At 67.6% G+C, this 18660-nt stretch carries 19 protein-coding genes; 5 read left to right on the forward strand and 14 right to left on the reverse strand.

What is annotated here, in order from left to right:
- Position 1: 1 nt before the first annotated feature.
- The 6 genes from LOS78_RS20630 to paaN all read right to left on the reverse strand — a co-directional run bounded on the left by LOS78_RS20630 (position 2) and on the right by paaN (position 6193).
- A complete protein-coding gene (locus LOS78_RS20630) occupies positions 2–703 on the reverse strand; it encodes an ABC transporter ATP-binding protein (RefSeq protein ID WP_024843928.1) in 702 nt (233 codons plus the stop codon).
- Entirely contained in the window at positions 690–1469 is a 780-nt protein-coding gene (locus LOS78_RS20635; RefSeq protein WP_230378560.1) for an ABC transporter ATP-binding protein, read from the reverse strand. The genes LOS78_RS20630 and LOS78_RS20635 overlap by 14 nt, the downstream gene beginning before the upstream one ends.
- Complete coding sequence (locus tag LOS78_RS20640; RefSeq protein ID WP_230378561.1) at positions 1466–2425, reverse strand: branched-chain amino acid ABC transporter permease; 960 nt, start codon at positions 2423–2425, stop codon at positions 1466–1468. Before LOS78_RS20640 ends, LOS78_RS20635 begins: the two co-directional genes overlap by 4 nt.
- On the reverse strand, positions 2425–3297 hold the full coding sequence (locus tag LOS78_RS20645; protein ID WP_011751016.1) for a branched-chain amino acid ABC transporter permease: 873 nt from the start codon (positions 3295–3297) through the stop codon (positions 2425–2427). Before LOS78_RS20645 ends, LOS78_RS20640 begins: the two co-directional genes overlap by 1 nt.
- 67 nt (positions 3298–3364) lie before the next feature.
- The gene (locus LOS78_RS20650; RefSeq protein ID WP_230378562.1) at positions 3365–4510 is read right to left on the reverse strand and encodes an ABC transporter substrate-binding protein; all 1146 of its coding nucleotides are present in this window, start codon (positions 4508–4510) and stop codon (positions 3365–3367) included.
- 33 nt (positions 4511–4543) lie between these two features.
- Entirely contained in the window at positions 4544–6193 is a 1650-nt protein-coding gene (gene paaN / locus LOS78_RS20655) for a phenylacetic acid degradation protein PaaN (RefSeq protein WP_230378563.1), read from the reverse strand.
- 103 nt (positions 6194–6296) lie between these two features.
- Between paaN and paaG the strand changes: the two genes are divergently transcribed.
- The 5 genes from paaG (at position 6297) to LOS78_RS20680 (ending at position 10494) form a co-directional block, all read left to right on the forward strand.
- The gene (gene paaG / locus LOS78_RS20660; protein ID WP_230378564.1) at positions 6297–7085 is read left to right on the forward strand and encodes a 2-(1,2-epoxy-1,2-dihydrophenyl)acetyl-CoA isomerase PaaG; all 789 of its coding nucleotides are present in this window, start codon (positions 6297–6299) and stop codon (positions 7083–7085) included.
- 11 nt (positions 7086–7096) lie between these two features.
- Positions 7097–7546, forward strand: coding sequence for a hydroxyphenylacetyl-CoA thioesterase PaaI (gene paaI, locus LOS78_RS20665; protein WP_230378565.1), 450 nt, complete (start codon positions 7097–7099; stop codon positions 7544–7546).
- A 28-nt stretch (positions 7547–7574) separates the two neighbouring features.
- On the forward strand, positions 7575–8885 hold the full coding sequence (paaK, locus tag LOS78_RS20670; RefSeq protein WP_230378566.1) for a phenylacetate--CoA ligase PaaK: 1311 nt from the start codon (positions 7575–7577) through the stop codon (positions 8883–8885).
- A 125-nt stretch (positions 8886–9010) separates the two neighbouring features.
- The gene (locus LOS78_RS20675; RefSeq protein WP_028713637.1) at positions 9011–9610 is read left to right on the forward strand and encodes a TetR/AcrR family transcriptional regulator; all 600 of its coding nucleotides are present in this window, start codon (positions 9011–9013) and stop codon (positions 9608–9610) included.
- Between the two features lie 89 nt (positions 9611–9699).
- On the forward strand, positions 9700–10494 hold the full coding sequence (locus LOS78_RS20680; RefSeq protein ID WP_230378567.1) for an aminoglycoside adenylyltransferase domain-containing protein: 795 nt from the start codon (positions 9700–9702) through the stop codon (positions 10492–10494).
- Positions 10495–10567: 73 nt separating this feature from the next.
- Here LOS78_RS20680 and paaZ read toward each other — a convergent pair whose 3' ends face one another.
- The 8 genes from paaZ to pcaF all read right to left on the reverse strand — a co-directional run bounded on the left by paaZ (position 10568) and on the right by pcaF (position 18523).
- On the reverse strand, positions 10568–12628 hold the full coding sequence (gene paaZ, locus LOS78_RS20685) for a phenylacetic acid degradation bifunctional protein PaaZ (protein ID WP_230378568.1): 2061 nt from the start codon (positions 12626–12628) through the stop codon (positions 10568–10570).
- Positions 12629–12703: 75 nt separating this feature from the next.
- Positions 12704–13456 (reverse strand): Phenylacetic acid catabolic protein, encoded by a 753-nt coding sequence (locus LOS78_RS20690; protein ID WP_230378569.1) that lies wholly within the window; start codon positions 13454–13456, stop codon positions 12704–12706.
- A 22-nt stretch (positions 13457–13478) separates the two neighbouring features.
- Entirely contained in the window at positions 13479–14555 is a 1077-nt protein-coding gene (gene paaE / locus LOS78_RS20695; RefSeq protein WP_028713633.1) for a 1,2-phenylacetyl-CoA epoxidase subunit PaaE, read from the reverse strand.
- Between the two features lie 31 nt (positions 14556–14586).
- Positions 14587–15108, reverse strand: coding sequence for a 1,2-phenylacetyl-CoA epoxidase subunit PaaD (gene paaD / locus LOS78_RS20700; RefSeq protein ID WP_028713632.1), 522 nt, complete (start codon positions 15106–15108; stop codon positions 14587–14589).
- Positions 15109–15114: 6 nt separating this feature from the next.
- Positions 15115–15969 carry a 1,2-phenylacetyl-CoA epoxidase subunit PaaC gene (gene paaC, locus LOS78_RS20705; RefSeq protein WP_230378570.1) on the reverse strand — a complete coding sequence of 285 codons (855 nt, stop codon included), beginning with the start codon at positions 15967–15969 and terminating at the stop codon, positions 15115–15117.
- Complete coding sequence (paaB, locus tag LOS78_RS20710; RefSeq protein ID WP_028713630.1) at positions 15969–16253, reverse strand: 1,2-phenylacetyl-CoA epoxidase subunit PaaB; 285 nt, start codon at positions 16251–16253, stop codon at positions 15969–15971. Before paaB ends, paaC begins: the two co-directional genes overlap by 1 nt.
- Before the next feature lie 55 nt (positions 16254–16308).
- On the reverse strand, positions 16309–17298 hold the full coding sequence (paaA, locus tag LOS78_RS20715) for a 1,2-phenylacetyl-CoA epoxidase subunit PaaA (RefSeq protein WP_230378571.1): 990 nt from the start codon (positions 17296–17298) through the stop codon (positions 16309–16311).
- 19 nt (positions 17299–17317) lie between these two features.
- Positions 17318–18523, reverse strand: a complete 1206-nt coding sequence (gene pcaF, locus LOS78_RS20720; RefSeq protein ID WP_230378572.1) for a 3-oxoadipyl-CoA thiolase — start codon at positions 18521–18523, stop codon at positions 17318–17320.
- Between the last annotated feature and the right edge of the window lie 137 nt (positions 18524–18660).

Raw genomic sequence — 18660 nt, forward strand, 5'->3', positions numbered from 1 at the left:
CTCAGATCCCCAGATAGGCTTCGCGGATGCGCGGATCGGCGATCAGTTCCGCCGCCGGTCCCTGCATTGTGATGCGGCCGGTTTCCATGACATAGCCCCGGTCGGCAATCTTCAAGGCGCCGAAGGCGTTCTGCTCGACCAGCAGCACGGTGACGCCAAGCGCCTTGAGCCCGCTGACCACGTCGAAGATCTGCTGGACGATGATCGGCGCCAGGCCCATCGAGGGCTCGTCCAGAAGCAGGCAGGACGGCCGGCCCATCAGCGCCCGCGCCATGGCCAGCATCTGCTGCTGGCCGCCCGACAGCCCGCCGGCCGCCAGGTTGCGCTTTTCGCGCAGGATCGGGAACATCTGGAACGCGTCCTGCATATCCTTTTCCACCCGGTCGTCGCTGTAGAGGAAGGCGCCGAGGCGCAGGTTCTCCTCGACCGTGAGGTTGGTGAAGATCTGCCGGCCCTCGGGCGATTGCGTCAGCCCGCGCGCCGGGCGGCGATGCGCCGGCACCCCGGCCAGCGGCTCGCCCCGGAAGGTGATCTGCCCGGCCGAGACCGGCTGCACGCCCGAGAGGCAGCGCAGCAGCGTGGTCTTGCCCGCGCCGTTGGCGCCGACCACGGTGACGATCTCGCCGGAATCGACATGCAGGTCGATGCCGTGCAAGACCTCGATGCGCCCATAGCGCGAGCGCAAGCCCTCAACCGTCAGCATCGGCACCCTCCTCGGTTCCCAGATAGGCGGCGATCACCGCCGGGTTGCGGCTGACCTCGGCCGGCGCACCCTCGGCGATCTTCTCGCCATGGTCCAGCACCACGATATGGCTGGAAATGCGCATGACCATCTTCATGTCGTGCTCGACCAGCAGGATGGCGGTGCCGGATGCCGCGACCTCGGCGATCAGGTGGTCGATCTCCTCGGTCTCGACGGCGTTGCAGCCGGCCGCCGGCTCGTCGAGCAGCAGCACCTTGGGCTTCATCGCCAGCGCGCGGGCGATCTCCAGCCGCTTGAGCGAGCCATAGGACAGGTTCCCCGCCTCGCGATCCGCCGCCCGCTCCAGCCCGACCCGGGCCAGAAGCGCGCGCGCACCCGCATCGGCCGCCCGCGCCCGGCGGCGCGAGGCGGGCAGGTGCAGCAGGTCGGCCAGCACCGCCCCCCGCTCCTGCAGGTGAAAGCCCGAGATGGCGTTTTCCAGCACCGTCATGTTCTGGAAGATCTGCAGGTTCTGGAAGGTGCGCGACATGCCGCGGCTGGCCAGCCGGAACGGCGCCATGCCGGTCACGTCCTCGCCTTCCAGCACCACCCCGCCCGAGCCGGGCTGATAGACGCCCGAGATCATGTTGAACAGCGTGGTCTTGCCGGCGCCGTTCGGGCCGATGACCGAGACGATCTCGCCCGGCTCGACCTTGAAGCTGACATCGTTCACGGCCTTGATGCCGCCGAAGCTGATGCCCAGACCTTCGACCGAAAGCAGCGTCATTCGTCCCTCCCCCTCAGCTTGCGCAGGACCGAGGGCAAAAGCCCCTCGCGCAGGAAGATCATCACCAGCATCATCACCAGGCCCAGCACCAGCTGCTCGTATTCGGCAAAGACGGTCAGCGCCTGCGGCAGCAGCGTCAGGATGCCGGCGCCGAAGATCGCGCCCAGCACCGAACCGGCGCCGCCCAGCACGGCCATGGTCACCATCTCGATCGAATGCATGAAGCCGGCGACATCGGGGGTGATGAACTTGTTCTGCAACGCCACCAGCGAGCCCGCGACCGAGGCATAGACGGCCGAGATGACGAAGGCCTGCAGCTTGACCCGGGCCACGTCGATGCCGACGGTGCCGGCGGCGATCTCGGACCCGTGCAGCGCGCGCAGCGCCCGGCCGCTGGGGCTTTGATGCAGGTTCAGCGCCAGCCAGGCGCCGGCCAGCAGCACGAGCCCGCAGAAGAAATACCAGAACTGGCCGTTGGTCAGATCCAGCCCCCAGTCTTTCAGCAGCCCGCGCAGGCCAAGCTCGGGCACGGCGATGCCGTCGGGGCCGCCGGTCAGCTGGCGCTCGTTGTTCAGCACCATCGAGACGAGGATGCCGAAGCCCAGCGTGGCCACGGCGAGGTAATAGCCCTTGAGCCGCAGGATCGGCCGGCCGACCAGATAGGCCAGCACGCCCGAGATCGCCGCGCCCAGCACCACGGCCAGCGACGGATGCAGGCCCAGATGCGTCGGCGCCAGCGCGCAGGCATAGCCGCCGATGCCGGCGAACCCGGCATGGCCCAGGCTGATCTGCCCGGCATAGCCGGTCAGGATGACGATGCCGGTCACGGCCAGCCCGTTGACGAAGATCAGCGCGCCGACCCGGTAATAATAGCCCGAGGGAAAGAAGAAGGGCGTCACCGCGATCAGCGCGGCCAGCACCAGCAAAGTGGCGGATTTGGCGGTCAGTTTCGGCATCACACCCGCTCCGTCGATTTGCGGCCGAACAGGCCCTGCGGCATGAAGAACAGCACCAGCAGGATCACCACGAAGGCCGCGGCCTCCTTGTAGGTCGAGGAGAGGTAGCCCGCCGTCAGCGCCTCGATCAGCCCGATCAGGAAACCGCCGGCCAGCGCGCCCTTGGGATTGCCCATGCCGCCCAGCATGGCGCCGGCAAAGCCCTTCAGCGCAAAGCCGATGCCGACGTTATAGGCGGTCAGCGTGATCGGCGTCGCCAGCACCCCGGCCAGCGCGCCGATCCCGGCCGACAGCGCGAAGGACAGCGTCATGACGAAATTGGTGTTGATGCCGACCAGTTGCGCCGCCAGCCGGTTGTTCGAGGTCGCCAGCACCGCCCGGCCCAGAAGCGTACGGGTGAAGAACAGCCACAGCCCGGCAAAGACCACCAGCGCGCCGCCGATCACCCACAGGCTTTGCGGCTGGATCGTCGCGCCGCCGATGCGCAGCGGCGTGTCGCCCGAAAAGGCGGGGAAACTGTGGATCTGCTTGTCGAACACCAGCTGCGCCGCGCCCTGCAGAAAGACCGAGGCGCCGATGGTGATGATGATCAGCGACACGACCGGCGCGCCGCGCGCCGGCTCGATGGCCAGCTTGTTGATGGCGACCCCCAGCGCCGCGGTGGCGACGATGGCGATCAGCGCCGCCAGCGGCAGCGGCAGGCCGGCGGCATGGGCGAACCATGTGATCATGCCGCCCAGCATGACGAACTCACCCTGGGCGAAGTTCACCACGTCCGAGGCGTTGTAGATGATCGTGAAACCAAGGGCGACCAGCGCATAGACCGCGCCCACCGTCAGCCCTGAAAACAGGAATTGCAGAAGTTCAGACATGCCGAGGCTCTCTGGCTGGGCTCTCCCGAGCGGGCGGAAGCGGTCCCCCTGCGGGGACCGCGCGGGTTCATTCGACGATGGACCAGCTGCCGTCCTTGACCTCCAGCATGCGGAAGGCCGACAGGTCCAGCCCCAGATGGTCCTCGGGGGTCATGGTGTAGATGCCGGTCGTGCCCGCCAGCCCCGAGGTCTGTTCCAGCGCGTCGCGGATCGCCTCGGGCTCGGCCGAGCCGGCGCGCGTCACCGCATCGACCAACAGGGCGAAACCGTCATGGGCATAGCCGCCGAAGGTGCCGACCGGCTCCTTGAACTTGCCCTCATAGGCGGCCTTGTAGGCCGTCACCACCGGCTTTTGCGGATCGTCCTCGGCCAAGAGGTCCGCGACCAGCAGCGCGGTGCCGGGCAGGCGCACGCCCTCGGCGGCCTCCTTGCCGGCCAGCTCGATGAACCCGTCCGAGGCGACGCCATGCGACTGGTAAAGCGGCAGCTCGATGCCCAGCTGGCGATAGTTGCGGGTCACGATGGACGGGCCCTGGCCGAAGCCCGGATTCAGCACCGCCTGCACGCCCGCCGTGTTGCGGATCTTGGTCAGCTGCGCCGTCATGTCGGCGTCCTTGGGGTCGTAGGTCTCGTCCGCGGCGATCTCGATGCCGTATTCGCCGACCACGTCCTTGCACTGCGCCTGCATCGAGGCGCCGAAGCCGTCGGTGCCCGAGATCATGCCGATCTTCTGGATGCCGCTCTTTTGCATGTCCTCGAAGATCTTCTGGCAGGCCATGCGGTCGGTATGCGGCGTCTTGAAGGTGAAGGGCTTGACGGGCTGGACGATGTCGATGGCGCCGGCCAGCGAGATGAAGGGGATCTCGGCGTCCTCGGCCACCGACAGGATCGACATCGAGGTGCCGGTGGTGGTGCCGCCGATGATGGCCTGCACCTCGTCATCCTCGATCAGGCGGGTGGCGAAGGTACGCGCCTTGTTGGCGTCGCCGCCGTCGTCGTAAAGCACCAGCGCGATCTCTTCGCCGTTGATGCCGCCCTTGGCGTTCAGCTCTTCGACCAGCATCTGCAGGGTCTTGGCCTCGGGATCGCCCAGGAAGGCGGCCGGGCCGGTGGCCGAGACCGAGGCGCCGATCCTGATCTCGGCGCTGGCGGCAGAGGCCAGGCCAAGCGCGATCAGCGCCGCCGGAACGGTCGTCATCAGGATATTCTTCATGGTTTGTTTCCTCCCAGAAACGAGTTGACTTGGTCAGGCCGCCGCCGGCCGCCGCCACATGGCGCGTCGGAACCGGCTGGCGACGAAGGCGGTGTCGGTCAGGCTGGCATTGCCCGCCGGGTTGGCCCCGGTCACGTGGAAATCGCTGAAGGCCGCCGACTGGTTGACATAGATGTTGCCGGTCAGGTTGACCGACAGGTTGACGCCGGCCGCGGCAAAGGCCCGCGCGGCGCGGGCGATGCGCGCCTCGTCCCGGTCGTAGAGCGCGGCGGTGATCGCCCCCTGGCGGCGGGCCAGATCGGCGGCGCGGGCAATGGCGGTATCGGCATCCTTCACCGCGACGACGAAGGCGATGGGGCCGAAGCATTCCCGCTCGCAGGCCGGATCGCCGTCCCGCAGCGCCAGCAGCAGCGGCGTGGCGGTGCGCCCCTGCCCCAGCGGCGCCGAATCGCGCAGCACCCGGCCAAGCCCGCGCGCCTGCTGCACGCGCTCCAGCGTCGCGGGGTTGGCGATGGCGCCGCAGATGCCCGCGGCGCGGGCCGGATCGGCCAGCAACGCGTCGATGGCGGCGGCGAGCGTCAGCCCGACTTCATCGCAGCTCTTGTGGCCCTGGTCGGTGTCGATGCCGCCCTCGGGGACATAGATGTTCTGCGGCGCGGTGCACATCTGCCCGGAATAGAGCGCCAGCGAAAAGGCCAGGTTGGCGCACATGCCGGCGAAATCGTCGGTGGCGGCGATGGTGACGGTGTTCACGCCGGCCTCTTCGGTGAACAGCTGCGCCTGCGTCGCGTGGCCGCGCAGCCAGTCGCCGAAGGCGCCCGAGCCGGTATAGTCGATCAGCCGCACCGCCGGGTGGGTGGCCAGGTCCTGCGTGATTTCCGCGCCGCGCTCGTCCACGGCCAGCAGCACCGAATCGGCCGGCAGCCCGGCCTCGGCCAGCACCTCGCGCAGCACGCGGACGGTCAGCGCCAGCGGCAGGATGGCGGCGGGATGCGGCTTGACGATCACCGGGTTGCCGGTGGCAAGGCTGGCGAAGATCCCGGAATAAGAGTTCCAGGTCGGGAAGGTGTTGCAGCCGATGGCCAGCGACAGGCCGGCCGGCACGATGGTCCAGTGCTTTTCCAGCACGATCGGCGCCGCCTTGCCCTGCGGCTTTTCCCAGCGCGCCTGCGGGGCGAATCGGGTCATCTCGTCCCAGGCCATGGCCACGGCCTCGAGCCCGCGGTCCTGCGCATGCGGCCCGCCCGCCTGGAAGGCCATGGCGAAGGCCTGCCCCGTGGTGTGCATGGTGGCATGGCCCATCAGGAAGCTGATGCGGTTGAGCCGGACCAGCGATTCCAGGCAGACACCCACCCGCGCCTCGGCGCCGGCCGCCGCCAGTCCCGGCGCCGCCGCCTGCGCGGCCGCGATCAGCGTCGGGGCATCGGCGGCCGGATAGGTGATCCCCAAGGCGCCGCCAAAAGGAGAGACCTCGCCGCCCAGCTGCCGCTGATTCGGGTGGCCCGGCAGCTCGAAAGCGGCATTGCGCAGCGCCTCGAACCCGGCCTGACCGTCCTCGCGGGCGGTTTCGCCATAGAGCTTGCCGCTTGGAATCTCGGGAAACGGGGTCCAGAAGGCACGGCAATGCAGCGCCTCCAGCGCGGCGTCCAGCAGCGGCCGATGGCGGTCGAAAAATTCTGTCACGGCTCCCCCCACACTTGACCAGATTATCATTGACCGGCCGGTCGGTTTATGCAACAAAAATTTTCAGGGAGCCCCCGAAAGCCGGGGCAAGGGAGTTTTACCGATGACGGAAACCGTCCTGGCGGCCTTGGCCGATGGCGTGCTGACACTGACGCTCAATCGCCCCGACAAGCTGAATTCCTTCAACGAAGAGATGCATCTGGCGCTGCGGGCCGGGATCCAGCGCGCCCATGACGATGCCGCGGTGCGCGCGGTCCTGCTGACCGGCGCCGGGCGCGGCTTTTGCGCCGGGCAGGATCTGGGCGACCGCGACCCGCGCAAGGGCGGCCCCGCCCCCGATCTGGGCCAGACGCTCGAAACCTTCTACAACCCGACGCTGCGGCTGATCCGGGCGCTGGAAAAGCCGGTGGTCTGTGCGGTCAACGGCGTGGCGGCCGGGGCGGGGGCCAATATCGCCTTCGCCTGCGATATCGTGCTGGCGGCGAAATCGGCGAAGTTCATCCAGGCCTTCTCGAAGATCGGGCTGGTCCCCGATGCCGGCGGCACCTTCAGCCTGACCCGTATCCTGGGCGAGCTGCGCGCCAAGGCGCTGGCGCTGACGGCCGAACCGCTGCCGGCGGAACAGGCCGCCGCCTGGGGCCTGATCTGGAAGGCGGTCCCGGACGAGGCGCTGATGGACGAGGCCGGCGCGCTGGCCGCGTCCCTTGCCGCGGGTCCGACGCTGGGCCTGGGCCTGACCAAGCGGCTGATCCAGGCGGCCGCCACCAACAGCCTTGACCAGCAGCTGGACATGGAGCGCGACTGCCAGCGGCAGGCCGGCCGCAGCGCCGATTACGCCGAGGGCGTCACCGCCTTCCTGGAAAAGCGCAAGCCGGAGTTCCGGGGACAATGAAAGACGCAACCATGAAGCCCGTTTCCCAGATGACCCCGCAGGAGCTGGCCGAAGCCTCGGCCAAGGCGATGTGGAACGACGATTCCGCCAGCCAGCGGCTGGGCATGAGCCTGGACCATATCGCCCCGGGCGAGGCGACGCTGTCGATGACCATCACCGAGGCGATGTCGAACGGCCACGGCAATTGCCACGGCGGCTATATCTTCACGCTGGCCGACAGCGCCTTCGCCTTCGCCTGCAACAGCTACAACCAGTTGGTGGTCGCGCAGCATTGCTCGATCACCTATCTGGTGCCCTGCCGCATCGGCGACCGGCTGACGGCGGAGGCGCGCGAGGTCTCGCGCCGGGGCCGCTCGGGCATCTACGACATCCGCATCACCAATCAGGACGGCGCGCATGTGGCCGAGTTCCGCGGCCATTCCCGCACCGTCAAGGGCACCCATCTGCCGGTCGAATCCTGACCGCAAAGCATTGCAAGGGGAGGAATCCATGCATCCACTGGCGCCGGAAAAGAAGGAGCTGGACCCGATCGAGATCGCATCGCGCGACGAGATCGAGGCCCTGCAGTTCCACCGCATGAAGCGGTCGCTGAAGCACGCCTTCGAAAATTCGCCCTTCTACCGCAACCGCTTCATCGAGCATGACGTCCATCCCGAGGACCTCAAATCGCTCGCGGACATCGCGAAATTCCCCTTCACGGTAAAGCAGGACCTGCGCGACACCTATCCTTTCGGCATGTTCGCCGTTCCGCAGTCCAAGCTGGTGCGCATCCACGGCTCGTCCGGCACCACCGGCAAGCCGACCGTGGTGGGCTATACCCAGGCCGATATCGACCATTGGGCGAACCTGATCGCGCGCTCGATCCGCGCCGCCGGCGGGCGGCCGGGCGACATCCTGCACAATGCCTATGGCTACGGGCTGTTCACCGGCGGCCTCGGCGCGCATTACGGGGCCGAGCGGCTGGGCTGCACCGTGGTGCCGATCTCGGGCGGCATGACCGAGCGGCAGGTGACGCTGATCCACGACTTCAAGCCGCGCATCATCATGGTGACGCCCAGCTACATGCTGTCGATCCTGGACGAGTTCCGCCGCCAGGGCCTCGATCCGCGCGAATCCTCGCTGCAGATCGGCATCTTCGGCGCCGAGCCCTGGACCAACGCCATGCGCGAGGAAATCGAAGAGGCCTTCGGCATGCATGCCGTCGACATCTACGGCCTCTCCGAGGTCATGGGCCCCGGCGTCGCCATGGAATGCGTCGAGACCAAGGACGGGCTGCATATCTGGGAGGACCATTTCTACCCGGAAATCATCGACCCGGTGACCGGCGAGGTGCTGCCGGATGGCGAGCTGGGCGAGCTGGTCTTCACCACGCTGACCAAGGAAGGGCTGCCGATGGTGCGCTACCGCACCCGCGACCTGACCCGGCTGCTGCCCGGCACCGCGCGTTCCATGCGCCGGATCGAGAAGATCACCGGCCGCAGCGACGACATGATCATCCTGCGCGGCGTCAACGTCTTCCCGACCCAGATCGAGGAGCAGATCCTGAAATGCCGGGGCCTCGCGCCGCATTTCCAGATCGAGTTGACCCGCTCGGGCCGCATGGATTCGATGATCGTGCATGTCGAATGCACCCCCGAGATGACCGACGAGGCCGCCCGCGCCCATTCCGCCAAGGAGCTGGCGCATCACATCAAGAGCGTGGTCGGCGTCTCGACCCGGATCGAGGTCAGGGATCCGAATGCCCTTGCCCGTTCGGAAGGCAAGGCCAAGCGGGTGCTTGACAACCGGCCCAAGACATGATGCCGCATCGCGGCAGCCGGCATGACATGCGGTCGCAGACCCGCTAAATCGAAAGGGGGCCGGCGCGCCCCCTTGTTTTTCTCGCCTCCCGACCGCGGGCGAACAAATGATCTTGTGAGGATGGCATGGCTCGGACACGGGCAGCGGATTTCGAGGAAAAGCAGCGCGGCCTGTTGGACAAGGCGGCCGAGGTCTTTGCCGATCTGGGCATGGAAAAGGCGTCCATGGCGCAGATCGCCGCGCATAGCCAGGTCTCCAAGGCCCTGCTTTACCATTATTATCCCAGCAAGGATGCGCTGATCTTCGCCATCATCATCACCCATCTGGAAGAGCTCGACGCCGCCATCGAGGATGCCGACGACCCCGGCCTGCCGCCGCAGCAGCGCCTGCGCCGGCTGGTGGGCACGCTGCTGGACCGCTATCGCGGGGCGGACAACCAGCACAAGGTTCAGCTGAACGCCACCCCGGCCCTGGCCGACGACCAGAAGGCCGAGATCCTGGGCGTCGAGCGGCGCATCGTGAAGCGCTTCGCCGCGGTCCTGCGCGAGATCAACCCGGCGCTGGACGATCCGCAGCGCCCGCTGCTGACCCCGGTCACCATGTCGCTGTTCGGGATGATGAACTGGGTCTATATGTGGTTCCGCGACGGCGGCCGCATCACCCGCGAGGATTACGCCGACGTGGCGACGACGCTGATCCTGGAGGGGATCAAGGCGGTGCGGTAATGCCGCGACGCGACGGTTCTCGACGGAGTGCCCCGCGAAGCGCAGGCGGAAGTCCCGGTGACGGGCAGCTGACCGGAAGCGAAGCGATCATGCAGACCGTGCCCAGGCAATTCGAGCAGATACCCGCCGCGCTGGCGACCTTGCGAAACATCCTCGGCGATGCGCTGCTTGCAGCCTATCTGCATGGATCGACGGCTTCGGGCCAGCACCGGCCGCAAAGCGACATCGATCTTCTGGCCGTCGTGGATCGCGCCCTGTCCGAAGGTCAGCGCAGCGACTTGCTGGCAGCCCTGCTGCGTCTTTCCGGCCGCCACCCCGCCGCGCCGGGCGGCCCGCGCTGCCTTGAGGTGATGATATTCCGCCGCGCCGACCTCGCCGAGCCTGCTTCTTGGGGCCGGGCGGAATTCGTCTATGGCGAGTGGTTGCGGGAGGCGTTCGAAAGCGGCAGCAAGGCGATGCCGGCGCGTGATCCCGAACATATCCTGCTTCTCGCACAGGCGCGCGAAGAGGCTATTCCCCTGTTCGGCCCGGGCGCGGACCAGCTTCTGCCCGCATTTCCCCCGGCCCGTCTCCGGCAGGCCATGCGCGACATGCTTCCGGCCCTGCTGGCCGGTTTGCACGGGGATGAGCGGAACGTCCTGCTGACGCTTGCCCGGATGTGGCATACGGCGAGCACCGGACAGTTCGCCTCCAAGCAGGCCGCCGCCCTTTGGGCAAAGCGGCGAATCCGGGGGTGGGAAGCTGCGACGCTGGACCATGCGCGGCAAGCCCATCTCGGCGAGATCGCCGATGACTGGAGCAGCAGGTCCGACGCGGCGCAGCGATTGGCCGCGCATCTGGAAAGGCAGATCGCCGGCGAACTGGGAGTTTCCGAGGGGTCCTGACCAGCCGCTGGCCGGTCCGGGCTTTCGCAGGTGCGGGCAGGGACGATCCCGAAGCACCGCCCTGCCCTTCCGCTTATTCCGCCGCCTGCGCCAGCGGCCACTCCTTGGCCACCATGGTCAGCACGTCGTATTGCGCCACGACCTCGCCCTTCTGGTTGGTGACCTGGCAATCCCAGCGCACTTCGCCATGGCCGGCATTCTCGCGCGGGTTGATCTCCTTGCAGGTCAGCCGCACCTGCAGCGTGTCGCCGAAATAGACCGGGGTCAGGAAACGCAGGTTGTCCACGCCGTAATTGGCCAGAACCGGACCCGGATTCGGCTCGACGAACAGGCCGGCCGCGAAACTGGCGATCAGGTAGCCATGCGCGACGCGGTCATCGAAGAACGGGTTCGCCTTGGCCGCCGCCTCGTCCATATGGGCATAGAAGGTGTCGCCGGTGAAATGCGCGAAATGCTCGACATCCTCGCGGGTGATGGTGCGCGTCGCCGTGACCAGCTGGTCGCCGATGCGCAGCTCGGCCAGCGACTTGCGGAAGGGATGCACGCCCTGCTGCGCATCGGCGCCCTCGATCCAGCGGCCGGTGACGGCGGAGAGCAGCCGCGGCGCGCCCTGCACGGCGGTGCGCTGCATGTAATGCTTGACGCCGCGGATGCCGCCCATCTCCTCGCCGCCGCCCGCACGCCCCGGTCCGCCATGGACCAGCGGCGCCAGGGGCGAGCCGTGCCCGGTCGAGCTTTTCGCCGAGGCGCGGTTGCCGATCAGCACCCGGCCGTGCCAGGGGGCCGCGCCCAGCACCGCCTGCTCGGCGACCTTCGGATCGTCGGTAAAGACCGATGTGACCAGCGAACCCTTGCCCAGCCGCGCCAGCGCCACCGCCTCGTCCAGGTCGTCATAGGGCATGATCGTCGAGACGGGACCGAAAGCCTCGACCTCATGCACCGCCGCCGCCTCGAAGGGCTTCGCCGCATGCATCAGCACCGGATTGAGGAAGGCGCCCTTGGCAGGATCGCCCGAGGTCACGCGCACCGCGTCCGGGTCGCCCGCCACGATCTCGGCCGCCGCCTGCAGGTCGCGGATGCGCTCGCGCACCTCCTCGCGCTGGTCGAGGCTGGCCAGCGGCCCCATGCGCACCCCCTCGTCGCCCGGCAGGCCAAGCGCGGTCTTGCCCAGCCGCTCGTCCAGCGCGGCGACCAGCGCATCGACCTGGGCGCGCGGCGCGATGACGCGGCGGATGGCGGTGCATTTCTGCCCGGCCTTGACCGTCATCTCGCGCGCGACCTCGCGCACGAACAGCTCGAATTCCGGCGTGCCCGCCACCGCGTCCGGACCCAGGATCGAGGCGTTCAGGCTGTCCGCCTCCATGGTGAAGCGCACGGAATTGGCGACGATCGCCGGATGGGTCTTGAGCTTGCGCCCGGTCCAGGCCGAGCCGGTGAAGGTCACGGCGTCCTGTTCGGTCACATGGTCCAGAAGATCCCCGACCGAGCCGCAGATCAGCTGCAGCGCGCCCTCCGGCAGGATGCCGGTCTCGACGATGCGGCGCACCATCAGCTCGGTCAGATAGGCGGTCTGGCTGGCGGGTTTCACCAGGCAGGGCACCCCGGCCAGCAGCGTCGGCGCGATCTTTTCCAGCATCCCCCAGATCGGGAAGTTGAAGGCGTTGATATGCACCGCGACGCCATGCAGCGGCGTCAGGATATGCTGGGCGACGAAGCTGCCGTCCTTGGACAGGACCTCGACATCGCCATCGGTCAGCACGCGGGTATTCGGCAATTCGCGCCGGCCCTTCGAGGCATAGGTCAGCATGGTGCCGATGCCGCCCTCGATATCCACCCAGCCGTCGGTGCGGGTGGCGCCGGTATGCAGGCTTTCGGCGTAGAACTCCTCTTTCTGCGCCATCAGCGCCAGGCCCAGGGCCTTGAGCATGCCGGCGCGCTCGTGGAAGGACATGGCGCGCAGCTTCGGCCCCGCCACCTCGCGGCCATGGGCCAGCGCGGCGGCGAAGTCGATGCCGCTTGAATCGATCACGGCGACCGGCTCGCCGGTGGCGGCGTCCAGCAGGGTCTGGCCCTGCTGGCTGCCGGGGGTCCAGCCCCCGCAGACATAGCTTTCAAGACAGCGCGGAGTGGTCATTGGCGTTTCCTTGGTCAGTCTTGGTTTTGGTCAGGCGGCCGGCCGCGCCCCAGGGGAACGCGGCCGGAACGCCGATCACAGGCCGAGCGCGGCCAGATGTTCCGAGGCCAGCGCCTCCCAGCGGGCCAGCAGCGCCTCGTTCGGGCTGTGGCGCAGGCCGAAGCGCGCCAGCGTGTCGTAGCGGTCCGAATGGGCCACGCCGAAACCCGCCGCCACCCGCGGCCGCCAATAGGCGACGGCGGCGCGGGCTTCCTCGCGCCCCTCTTCGGTCGCGGCGATCTGCTCCAGCCCCTCAAGACCCAGCTCGGCATGGCGCGCCTCGCGCGGGGCGATCTCGCGGAACACCTCGGCCAAGGGGCCATAGGAAACGCGGGTCAGTTCGGTCATCTGCACCCCGGTCGCCAGCCCTTGCAGAACGTTCATCACCACCGCATCGGTCCAGCCGGTGACGGGATAGTGGAACACCGACAGCCGCATGTCGCCGGGCCGGCGCGCAGCGCCCAGATCGGCATCGCGTTCGACCCGCGCGGCCCAGTCGTGGCTGGTCTGATAGCGCGCGGCATCGGTGCCGAACTCGGCCATCACCCGCAGCACGCGCTCGGCATGGTCGGCTTTTTCCAGCGTGATGCGGCTGGCGGCAATGCGCTCCTTGATGCCGGGGGCGAAGTTGATCGCATTGGCGAAGCCGGCCGAGGCGGCAAGCTCGCTGTCGACAAAGGACGACATCAGCCGCAGAAGCTCGCCGCGATAGCGGGCGGGCGCGTTGCCGGGCGCGGTCAGCACCCCGCCCTGCGCCAGATAGTCCTCGATATTCATGGTATCGGACATGGGTTCCCCTCCTGCGCCCGGATCATTCGTCATAGGTGACGACCACGCGGTCGCTGACCGGATAGGCCTGGCAGCTCAGCACATAGCCGGCGCGGACCTCGTAATCCTCCAGCGCGTGGTTCACCGCCATCTCGACCTCGCCTTCCAGCACCTTGCAGCGGCAGGTCGAGCAGACGCCCGCCTTGCAGGAATAGGGCGCGTCCATGCTGTTGGCCAAGGCCGCCTCCAGGATCGTCTCGCCCTGACGCGGCATCTGGAAATTGCGCGTGGCGCCGTCCAGCGTCACCGTGGCGGCAACGCCCTCGCCCGCCTTGACCGCCTCGCGCGAGACGGCGCGGGCCTTGGCCCGGCCCGGCTGGCTGGAGGCGAAGAGCTCGAACTTGATCTGATCGTCGCGCAGCCCGTGGTCGCGCAAGGATGCCGCCACGGTCAGCATCATCGGCTCGGGCCCGCAGATGAAGGCGGTGTCCACGGCCTCGGCATCCAGCCAGTGCTGGAACAGCGCCGTCATCTTGCCCGCGTCGATGCGGCCGGTGAACAGGTCGATCTCCTGCCCCTCCTGCTCCAGCACATGGATGACCGAGAAGCGGCCCAGATGCTGGTTCTTCAGATCCTCCAGCTCCTCGCGGAACATGATCGTGTTGATCTGGCGGTTGGCATAGACCAGCGTGAACTGCGCCCGCGGCTCGCGCGCCAGCACGGTCTTGATGATCGACAGCACCGGCGTGATGCCCGAACCGGCGGCGAAGCCCAGATACTGCTTTTCCGCCCCGGGATCGAGCGGGGTGAAGAACTTGCCCATCGGCGGCATCGCCTCGATCTCGTCGCCGGGCGCCAGATTCTCGTTCGCCCAGGTGCTGAAGGCGCCGCCATCGACGCGCTTGATGCCGACGCGTAGCGCGCCCTCGTCCTTGCCGGCGCAGATCGAATAGCTGCGGCGCAGCTCCTCGCCGTCGAAGTCGCGGCGAAAGGTCAGGTATTGCCCCTGGGTGAAATCGAACAGCGCGCGATCCTCGTCGCGGGGGGCAAGGGTGACGACCACCGCGTCGCGCGTCTCGCGCTTCACGTCGATGACCTTCAGCGGGTGGAAGCGTGCCATGTGGGTATCCTTCCTGAAGCGGGGCGCATTCTCAGATGCATTTGAAATAGTCGAAGGGTTCCAGACAGTCCTTGCAGCGATAGCTCGCCTTGCAGGGGGTCGAGCCGAACTGGCTGATCTTTTCGGTATTGGCCGAGCCGCAGCGCGGGCAGGCGATGGTCAGGTTCGCGCCGGTCATCCGGGCGATGCGCCCGGCGATCTGCCCGTCCGCCGCCGTGCCGTCGATGGGGGGCGCGATGCCATAGGCGCGCAGCTTTTCCCGCCCCTCCGGCGTGATCCAGTCGGTGGTCCAGGGCGGCGACATCTGGCGTTCCAGCCGCAGCTTGTCGATGCCGCGGCCGCGCAGCGCGGTCTCGATGTCCAGGTTGATGATGCTGGTCGCGGGACAGCCGGAATAGGTCGGCGTGACCTTCACGACCAGCGTATCGCCCTGCCATTCGACGCCGCGGATGATGCCCAGGTCGGTCAGGCTGATCACCGGGATCTCCGGGTCGGGCACCTCGGAAAGCCAGCCCCAGACCTCCTCGACGCTGGGATGGGTCGCTGCGGCCATGGCGCTTTACCAGCTTGCGCCCGGATAGGCGCGCTGCAGGAACTGCATCTCGGCCAGGATATAGCCCAGATGTTCGGTATGGACGCCCTGCTTGCCGCCCTTATGCGCGAAATCGCTTTCGGGGACCTGCAAGGTCGCCTCGCCCAGCACATGGCGCAGGGTCTCGTCCCAGCCGGCGCGCAGGCTGGCCGGGTCGGGGGCGATGCCGCGCGCCGCCATCTCGGCATCCTTGTCGTCGCCCAGGAACATCTCTCCGGTATAGGGCCAGAGCGCGTCCAGCGCCTCCTGCATGCGGCGATGGCTTTCCTCGGTCCCGTCGCCCAGCCGCACCACCAAGTCGGACGAGCGTTCCAGGTGATAGGCGACCTCCTTGCCGGCCTTGGCCGCGATCTCGGCCACGCGCGGGTCCGAGGACGCGGACAGCGCCTTCAGCAATTCATGGTGCCAGGCGTCGAACAGGAGCTGCCGCATCAGCGTATGGCCGAAATCGCCGTTCGGGCGCTCGACAATCAGCAGGTTGCGGAAATCCCAGGCGTCGCGCAGATAGGCGAGGTCGTCGGCGGTCCGGCCCTGCCCCTCGACCTCGGCCGCGAGGCCGAGCCAGAGCTGGGTCTGGCCGATCAGGTCCAGCGCCACATTGGCCAGCGCAATGTCCTCTTCCAGGGCCGGCGAATGGCCGCACCATTCGGACACGCGGTGGCCCAGGATCAGCGTCGAGTCGCCGATGCGCAGCAGGGTTTCGAACAGCGCCTCCTGCCCGGCATCGGGCTGGGGCACGGTCGGATGGGTGGGATGGGCCTTGGCCTCGCGCCGGGCAAGGTCCGCCACCTCGGGCGTGTTCATGTCGGGCAGCGACGGCATCACATATGCCCCACTTCTTCGGGAATGTCGAAAAAGGTCGGGTGGCGATAGACCTTGCTGTTCGACGGCTCGAACAGCGGCCCCTTGTCCGAGGGGCTCGACGCCGTGATCTGCGCCGAGGGCACGACCCAGATCGACACGCCCTCGTTCCTGCGAGTATAGACGTCGCGGGCGTTCATGATCGCCATTTCAGCGTCGGGCGCGTGCAGGCTGCCGACATGGCGGTGGTTCAGCCCGTGCTGGCCCCGGATGAAGACCTCCCAGAGCGGCCATTCCTTGGACATGGTTCTCTCCCTAAACTTGGTTCTGCGACTGGCGCGTGTTCCTGGCGATGACGGGTTATTCGGCGGCCTGCGCCCGGCGGGCGGCGGCCTTCTCGGCATGGGCCATCAGCCCCTCGCGGAACCAGGCGCCGTCCTCCCAGGCCTTGACGCGGGCGCCCAGCCGGTCCTTGTTGCAAGGCCCGTTGCCGGCGATCACGTCGAAGAATTCCGACCAGTCCGGCTCGCTGAAATCGTAGCCGCCCTTTTCCTCGTTCCATTTCAGGTTCGGGTCGGGCACGGTCAGGCCCAGATATTCCGCCTGTGGCACGGTCTGGTCGACGAATTTCTGCCGCAACTCGTCATTGGTGTTCATCTTGATCTTCCACGCCATCGACTGCGCGGAATGCACCGAGTCCTTGTCGGACGGCCCGAACATCATCAGCGCCGGATACCAAAGCCGGTTCAGCGCATCCTGCGCCATGCGCTTCTGCGCCGGCGTGCCCTGCGCCATCTTCATCATGATGGCATAGCCCTGGCGCTGGTGGAACGACTCCTCCTTGCAGATGCGGATCATGGCGCGGGAATAGGGGCCGTAGCTGGTCCTTTGCAGCGGCACCTGGTTCATGATCGCCGCGCCGTCGACCAGCCAGCCCACCGCGCCCATGTCCGCCCAGGTCAGCGTCGGGTAGTTGAAGATCGAGGAATATTTCATCTTGCCGGCGTGCAGCAGTTCCATCAGCTCGTCGCGCGAGACGCCCAGCGTCTCGGCCGCCGAATAGAGATAGAGCCCGTGCCCGGCCTCGTCCTGCACCTTGGCCAAGAGGATCGCCTTGCGCTCCAGCGTGGGCGCGCGGGTGATCCAGTTGCCCTCGGGCAGCTGGCCGACGATCTCGCTATGCGCGTGCTGGCCGATCTGGCGGATCAGCGTCTTGCGATAGCCCTCGGGCATCCATTCCTTGGGCTCGATCTTCTCGCCGCGGTCGATGCGCTCCTGGAAGGCAAGCTCCTCGGGCGTCATCTCCTCGCGGGTCTTGGCGCCTTCGGATTTCACAAGCTGGGCATACATGGCTGGATCCTCCCCTGGATCAAACGCGTTCGATGATGATGGCGATCCCCTGTCCCACACCGATGCACATGGTGCAGAGCGCATAGCGCCCACCGGTGCGATGCAGCTGATACATCGCCGTCGTCACAAGCCGGGCCCCCGACATGCCAAGCGGATGGCCAAGCGCGATGGCACCGCCGTTCGGATTCACATGGGCGGCATCGTCGGGCAGGCCAAGGTCGCGCAAGGTCGCCAGCGCCTGGCTGGCGAAGGCCTCGTTCAATTCTATCACATCCATCTGCTCGATGGTCAGCCCCGCACGCGCCAGCACCTTTTTCGCCGCCGGCGCCGGGCCGATGCCCATGATGCGCGGCTCGACCCCCGCAGCGGCCATGGCGACGATGCGCGCCTTGGGCGTCAGACCGTGCCGCCTCGCGGCCTCGCCCGACAGGATCGCCAGCGCCGCGGCGCCGTCATTCACGCCCGAGGCATTGCCGGCGGTGACCGTCAGATCCGGGCCGTTCACGCCTTTCAGCTTGGCCAGCGTCTCGGCGGTGGTGCCGGGGCGCGGATGCTCGTCGGTGTCGAAGACGATGGGCTCGCCCTTCTTCTGCGGCACGGTGACCGGCACGATCTCGTCGCGGAAGATGCCGGCCTTCTGCGCCGCTTCCCAGCGGGCTTGGCTGCGGGCGGCGAAGGCGTCCTGGTCGGCGCGGCTGACGGCGAAATCGGCGGCCACGTTGTCGGCGGTCTGCGGCATCGAGTCGATGCCGAACTGCGCCTTCATCGCCGGGTTGACGAAGCGCCAGCCGATGGTGGTGTCATAGACGGCATTGGCGCGCGAGAAGGCGGTTTCCGCCTTGGGCATCACGAAGGGCGCGCGGGTCATGCTTTCGACTCCGCCGGCGATGACGAAATCGCAATCGCCCGCCTTGATCGCCCGCGCCGCCATGCCGACCGCATCCATGCCCGAGCCGCAAAGCCGGTTCACCGTGGTCCCCGGCACACCGACGGGCATTCCGGCCAGCAGCACCGCCATGCGGCCGACATTGCGGTTGTCCTCGCCGGCCTGGTTGGCGCAGCCATAGATCAGATCGTCCACCGCCGACCAGTCCACGCCCGGATTGCGCTCCATCAGGGCTTTCAGCGGCAGCGCCGCCAGATCATCGGCCCGGACCGAGGCCAGCGCCCCGCCATAGCGACCGATCGGCGTGCGCACCGCATCACAGATGAAGGCGTCCTGCATGCTCTCTCCCTTTTGCTGGCAAAGCCGGTGATTCTCCAATTCACCGACCGGTTGGTCAGTTTATACATGGCAAAACATCACAAAGGAAGAAAATTATTCAGGTGTCTTGTAATGTTTTGGCAAAGAATGAAAAAAGA

The organism is Paracoccus sp. MA (assembly GCF_020990385.1).
Lineage (GTDB): Bacteria > Pseudomonadota > Alphaproteobacteria > Rhodobacterales > Rhodobacteraceae > Paracoccus.

Excerpts from the sequence above, each read along its gene's own strand:
- LOS78_RS20630 (WP_024843928.1), bottom strand. The coding sequence starts at position 703 with ATGCTGACGGTTGAGGGCTTGCGCTCGCGCTATGGGCGCATCGAGGTC.
- LOS78_RS20635 (WP_230378560.1), bottom strand. The coding sequence starts at position 1,469 with ATGACGCTGCTTTCGGTCGAAGGTCTGGGCATCAGCTTCGGCGGCATC.
- LOS78_RS20640 (WP_230378561.1), bottom strand. The coding sequence starts at position 2,425 with ATGCCGAAACTGACCGCCAAATCCGCCACTTTGCTGGTGCTGGCCGCG.
- LOS78_RS20645 (WP_011751016.1), bottom strand. The coding sequence starts at position 3,297 with ATGTCTGAACTTCTGCAATTCCTGTTTTCAGGGCTGACGGTGGGCGCG.
- LOS78_RS20650 (WP_230378562.1), bottom strand. The coding sequence starts at position 4,510 with ATGAAGAATATCCTGATGACGACCGTTCCGGCGGCGCTGATCGCGCTT.
- paaG (WP_230378564.1), top strand. The coding sequence starts at position 6,297 with ATGACGGAAACCGTCCTGGCGGCCTTGGCCGATGGCGTGCTGACACTG.
- paaI (WP_230378565.1), top strand. The coding sequence starts at position 7,097 with ATGAAGCCCGTTTCCCAGATGACCCCGCAGGAGCTGGCCGAAGCCTCG.
- paaK (WP_230378566.1), top strand. The coding sequence starts at position 7,575 with ATGCATCCACTGGCGCCGGAAAAGAAGGAGCTGGACCCGATCGAGATC.
- LOS78_RS20675 (WP_028713637.1), top strand. The coding sequence starts at position 9,011 with ATGGCTCGGACACGGGCAGCGGATTTCGAGGAAAAGCAGCGCGGCCTG.
- LOS78_RS20680 (WP_230378567.1), top strand. The coding sequence starts at position 9,700 with ATGCAGACCGTGCCCAGGCAATTCGAGCAGATACCCGCCGCGCTGGCG.
- paaZ (WP_230378568.1), bottom strand. The coding sequence starts at position 12,628 with ATGACCACTCCGCGCTGTCTTGAAAGCTATGTCTGCGGGGGCTGGACC.
- LOS78_RS20690 (WP_230378569.1), bottom strand. The coding sequence starts at position 13,456 with ATGTCCGATACCATGAATATCGAGGACTATCTGGCGCAGGGCGGGGTG.
- paaE (WP_028713633.1), bottom strand. The coding sequence starts at position 14,555 with ATGGCACGCTTCCACCCGCTGAAGGTCATCGACGTGAAGCGCGAGACG.
- paaD (WP_028713632.1), bottom strand. The coding sequence starts at position 15,108 with ATGGCCGCAGCGACCCATCCCAGCGTCGAGGAGGTCTGGGGCTGGCTT.
- paaC (WP_230378570.1), bottom strand. The coding sequence starts at position 15,969 with ATGCCGTCGCTGCCCGACATGAACACGCCCGAGGTGGCGGACCTTGCC.
- paaB (WP_028713630.1), bottom strand. The coding sequence starts at position 16,253 with ATGTCCAAGGAATGGCCGCTCTGGGAGGTCTTCATCCGGGGCCAGCAC.
- paaA (WP_230378571.1), bottom strand. The coding sequence starts at position 17,298 with ATGTATGCCCAGCTTGTGAAATCCGAAGGCGCCAAGACCCGCGAGGAG.
- pcaF (WP_230378572.1), bottom strand. The coding sequence starts at position 18,523 with ATGCAGGACGCCTTCATCTGTGATGCGGTGCGCACGCCGATCGGTCGC.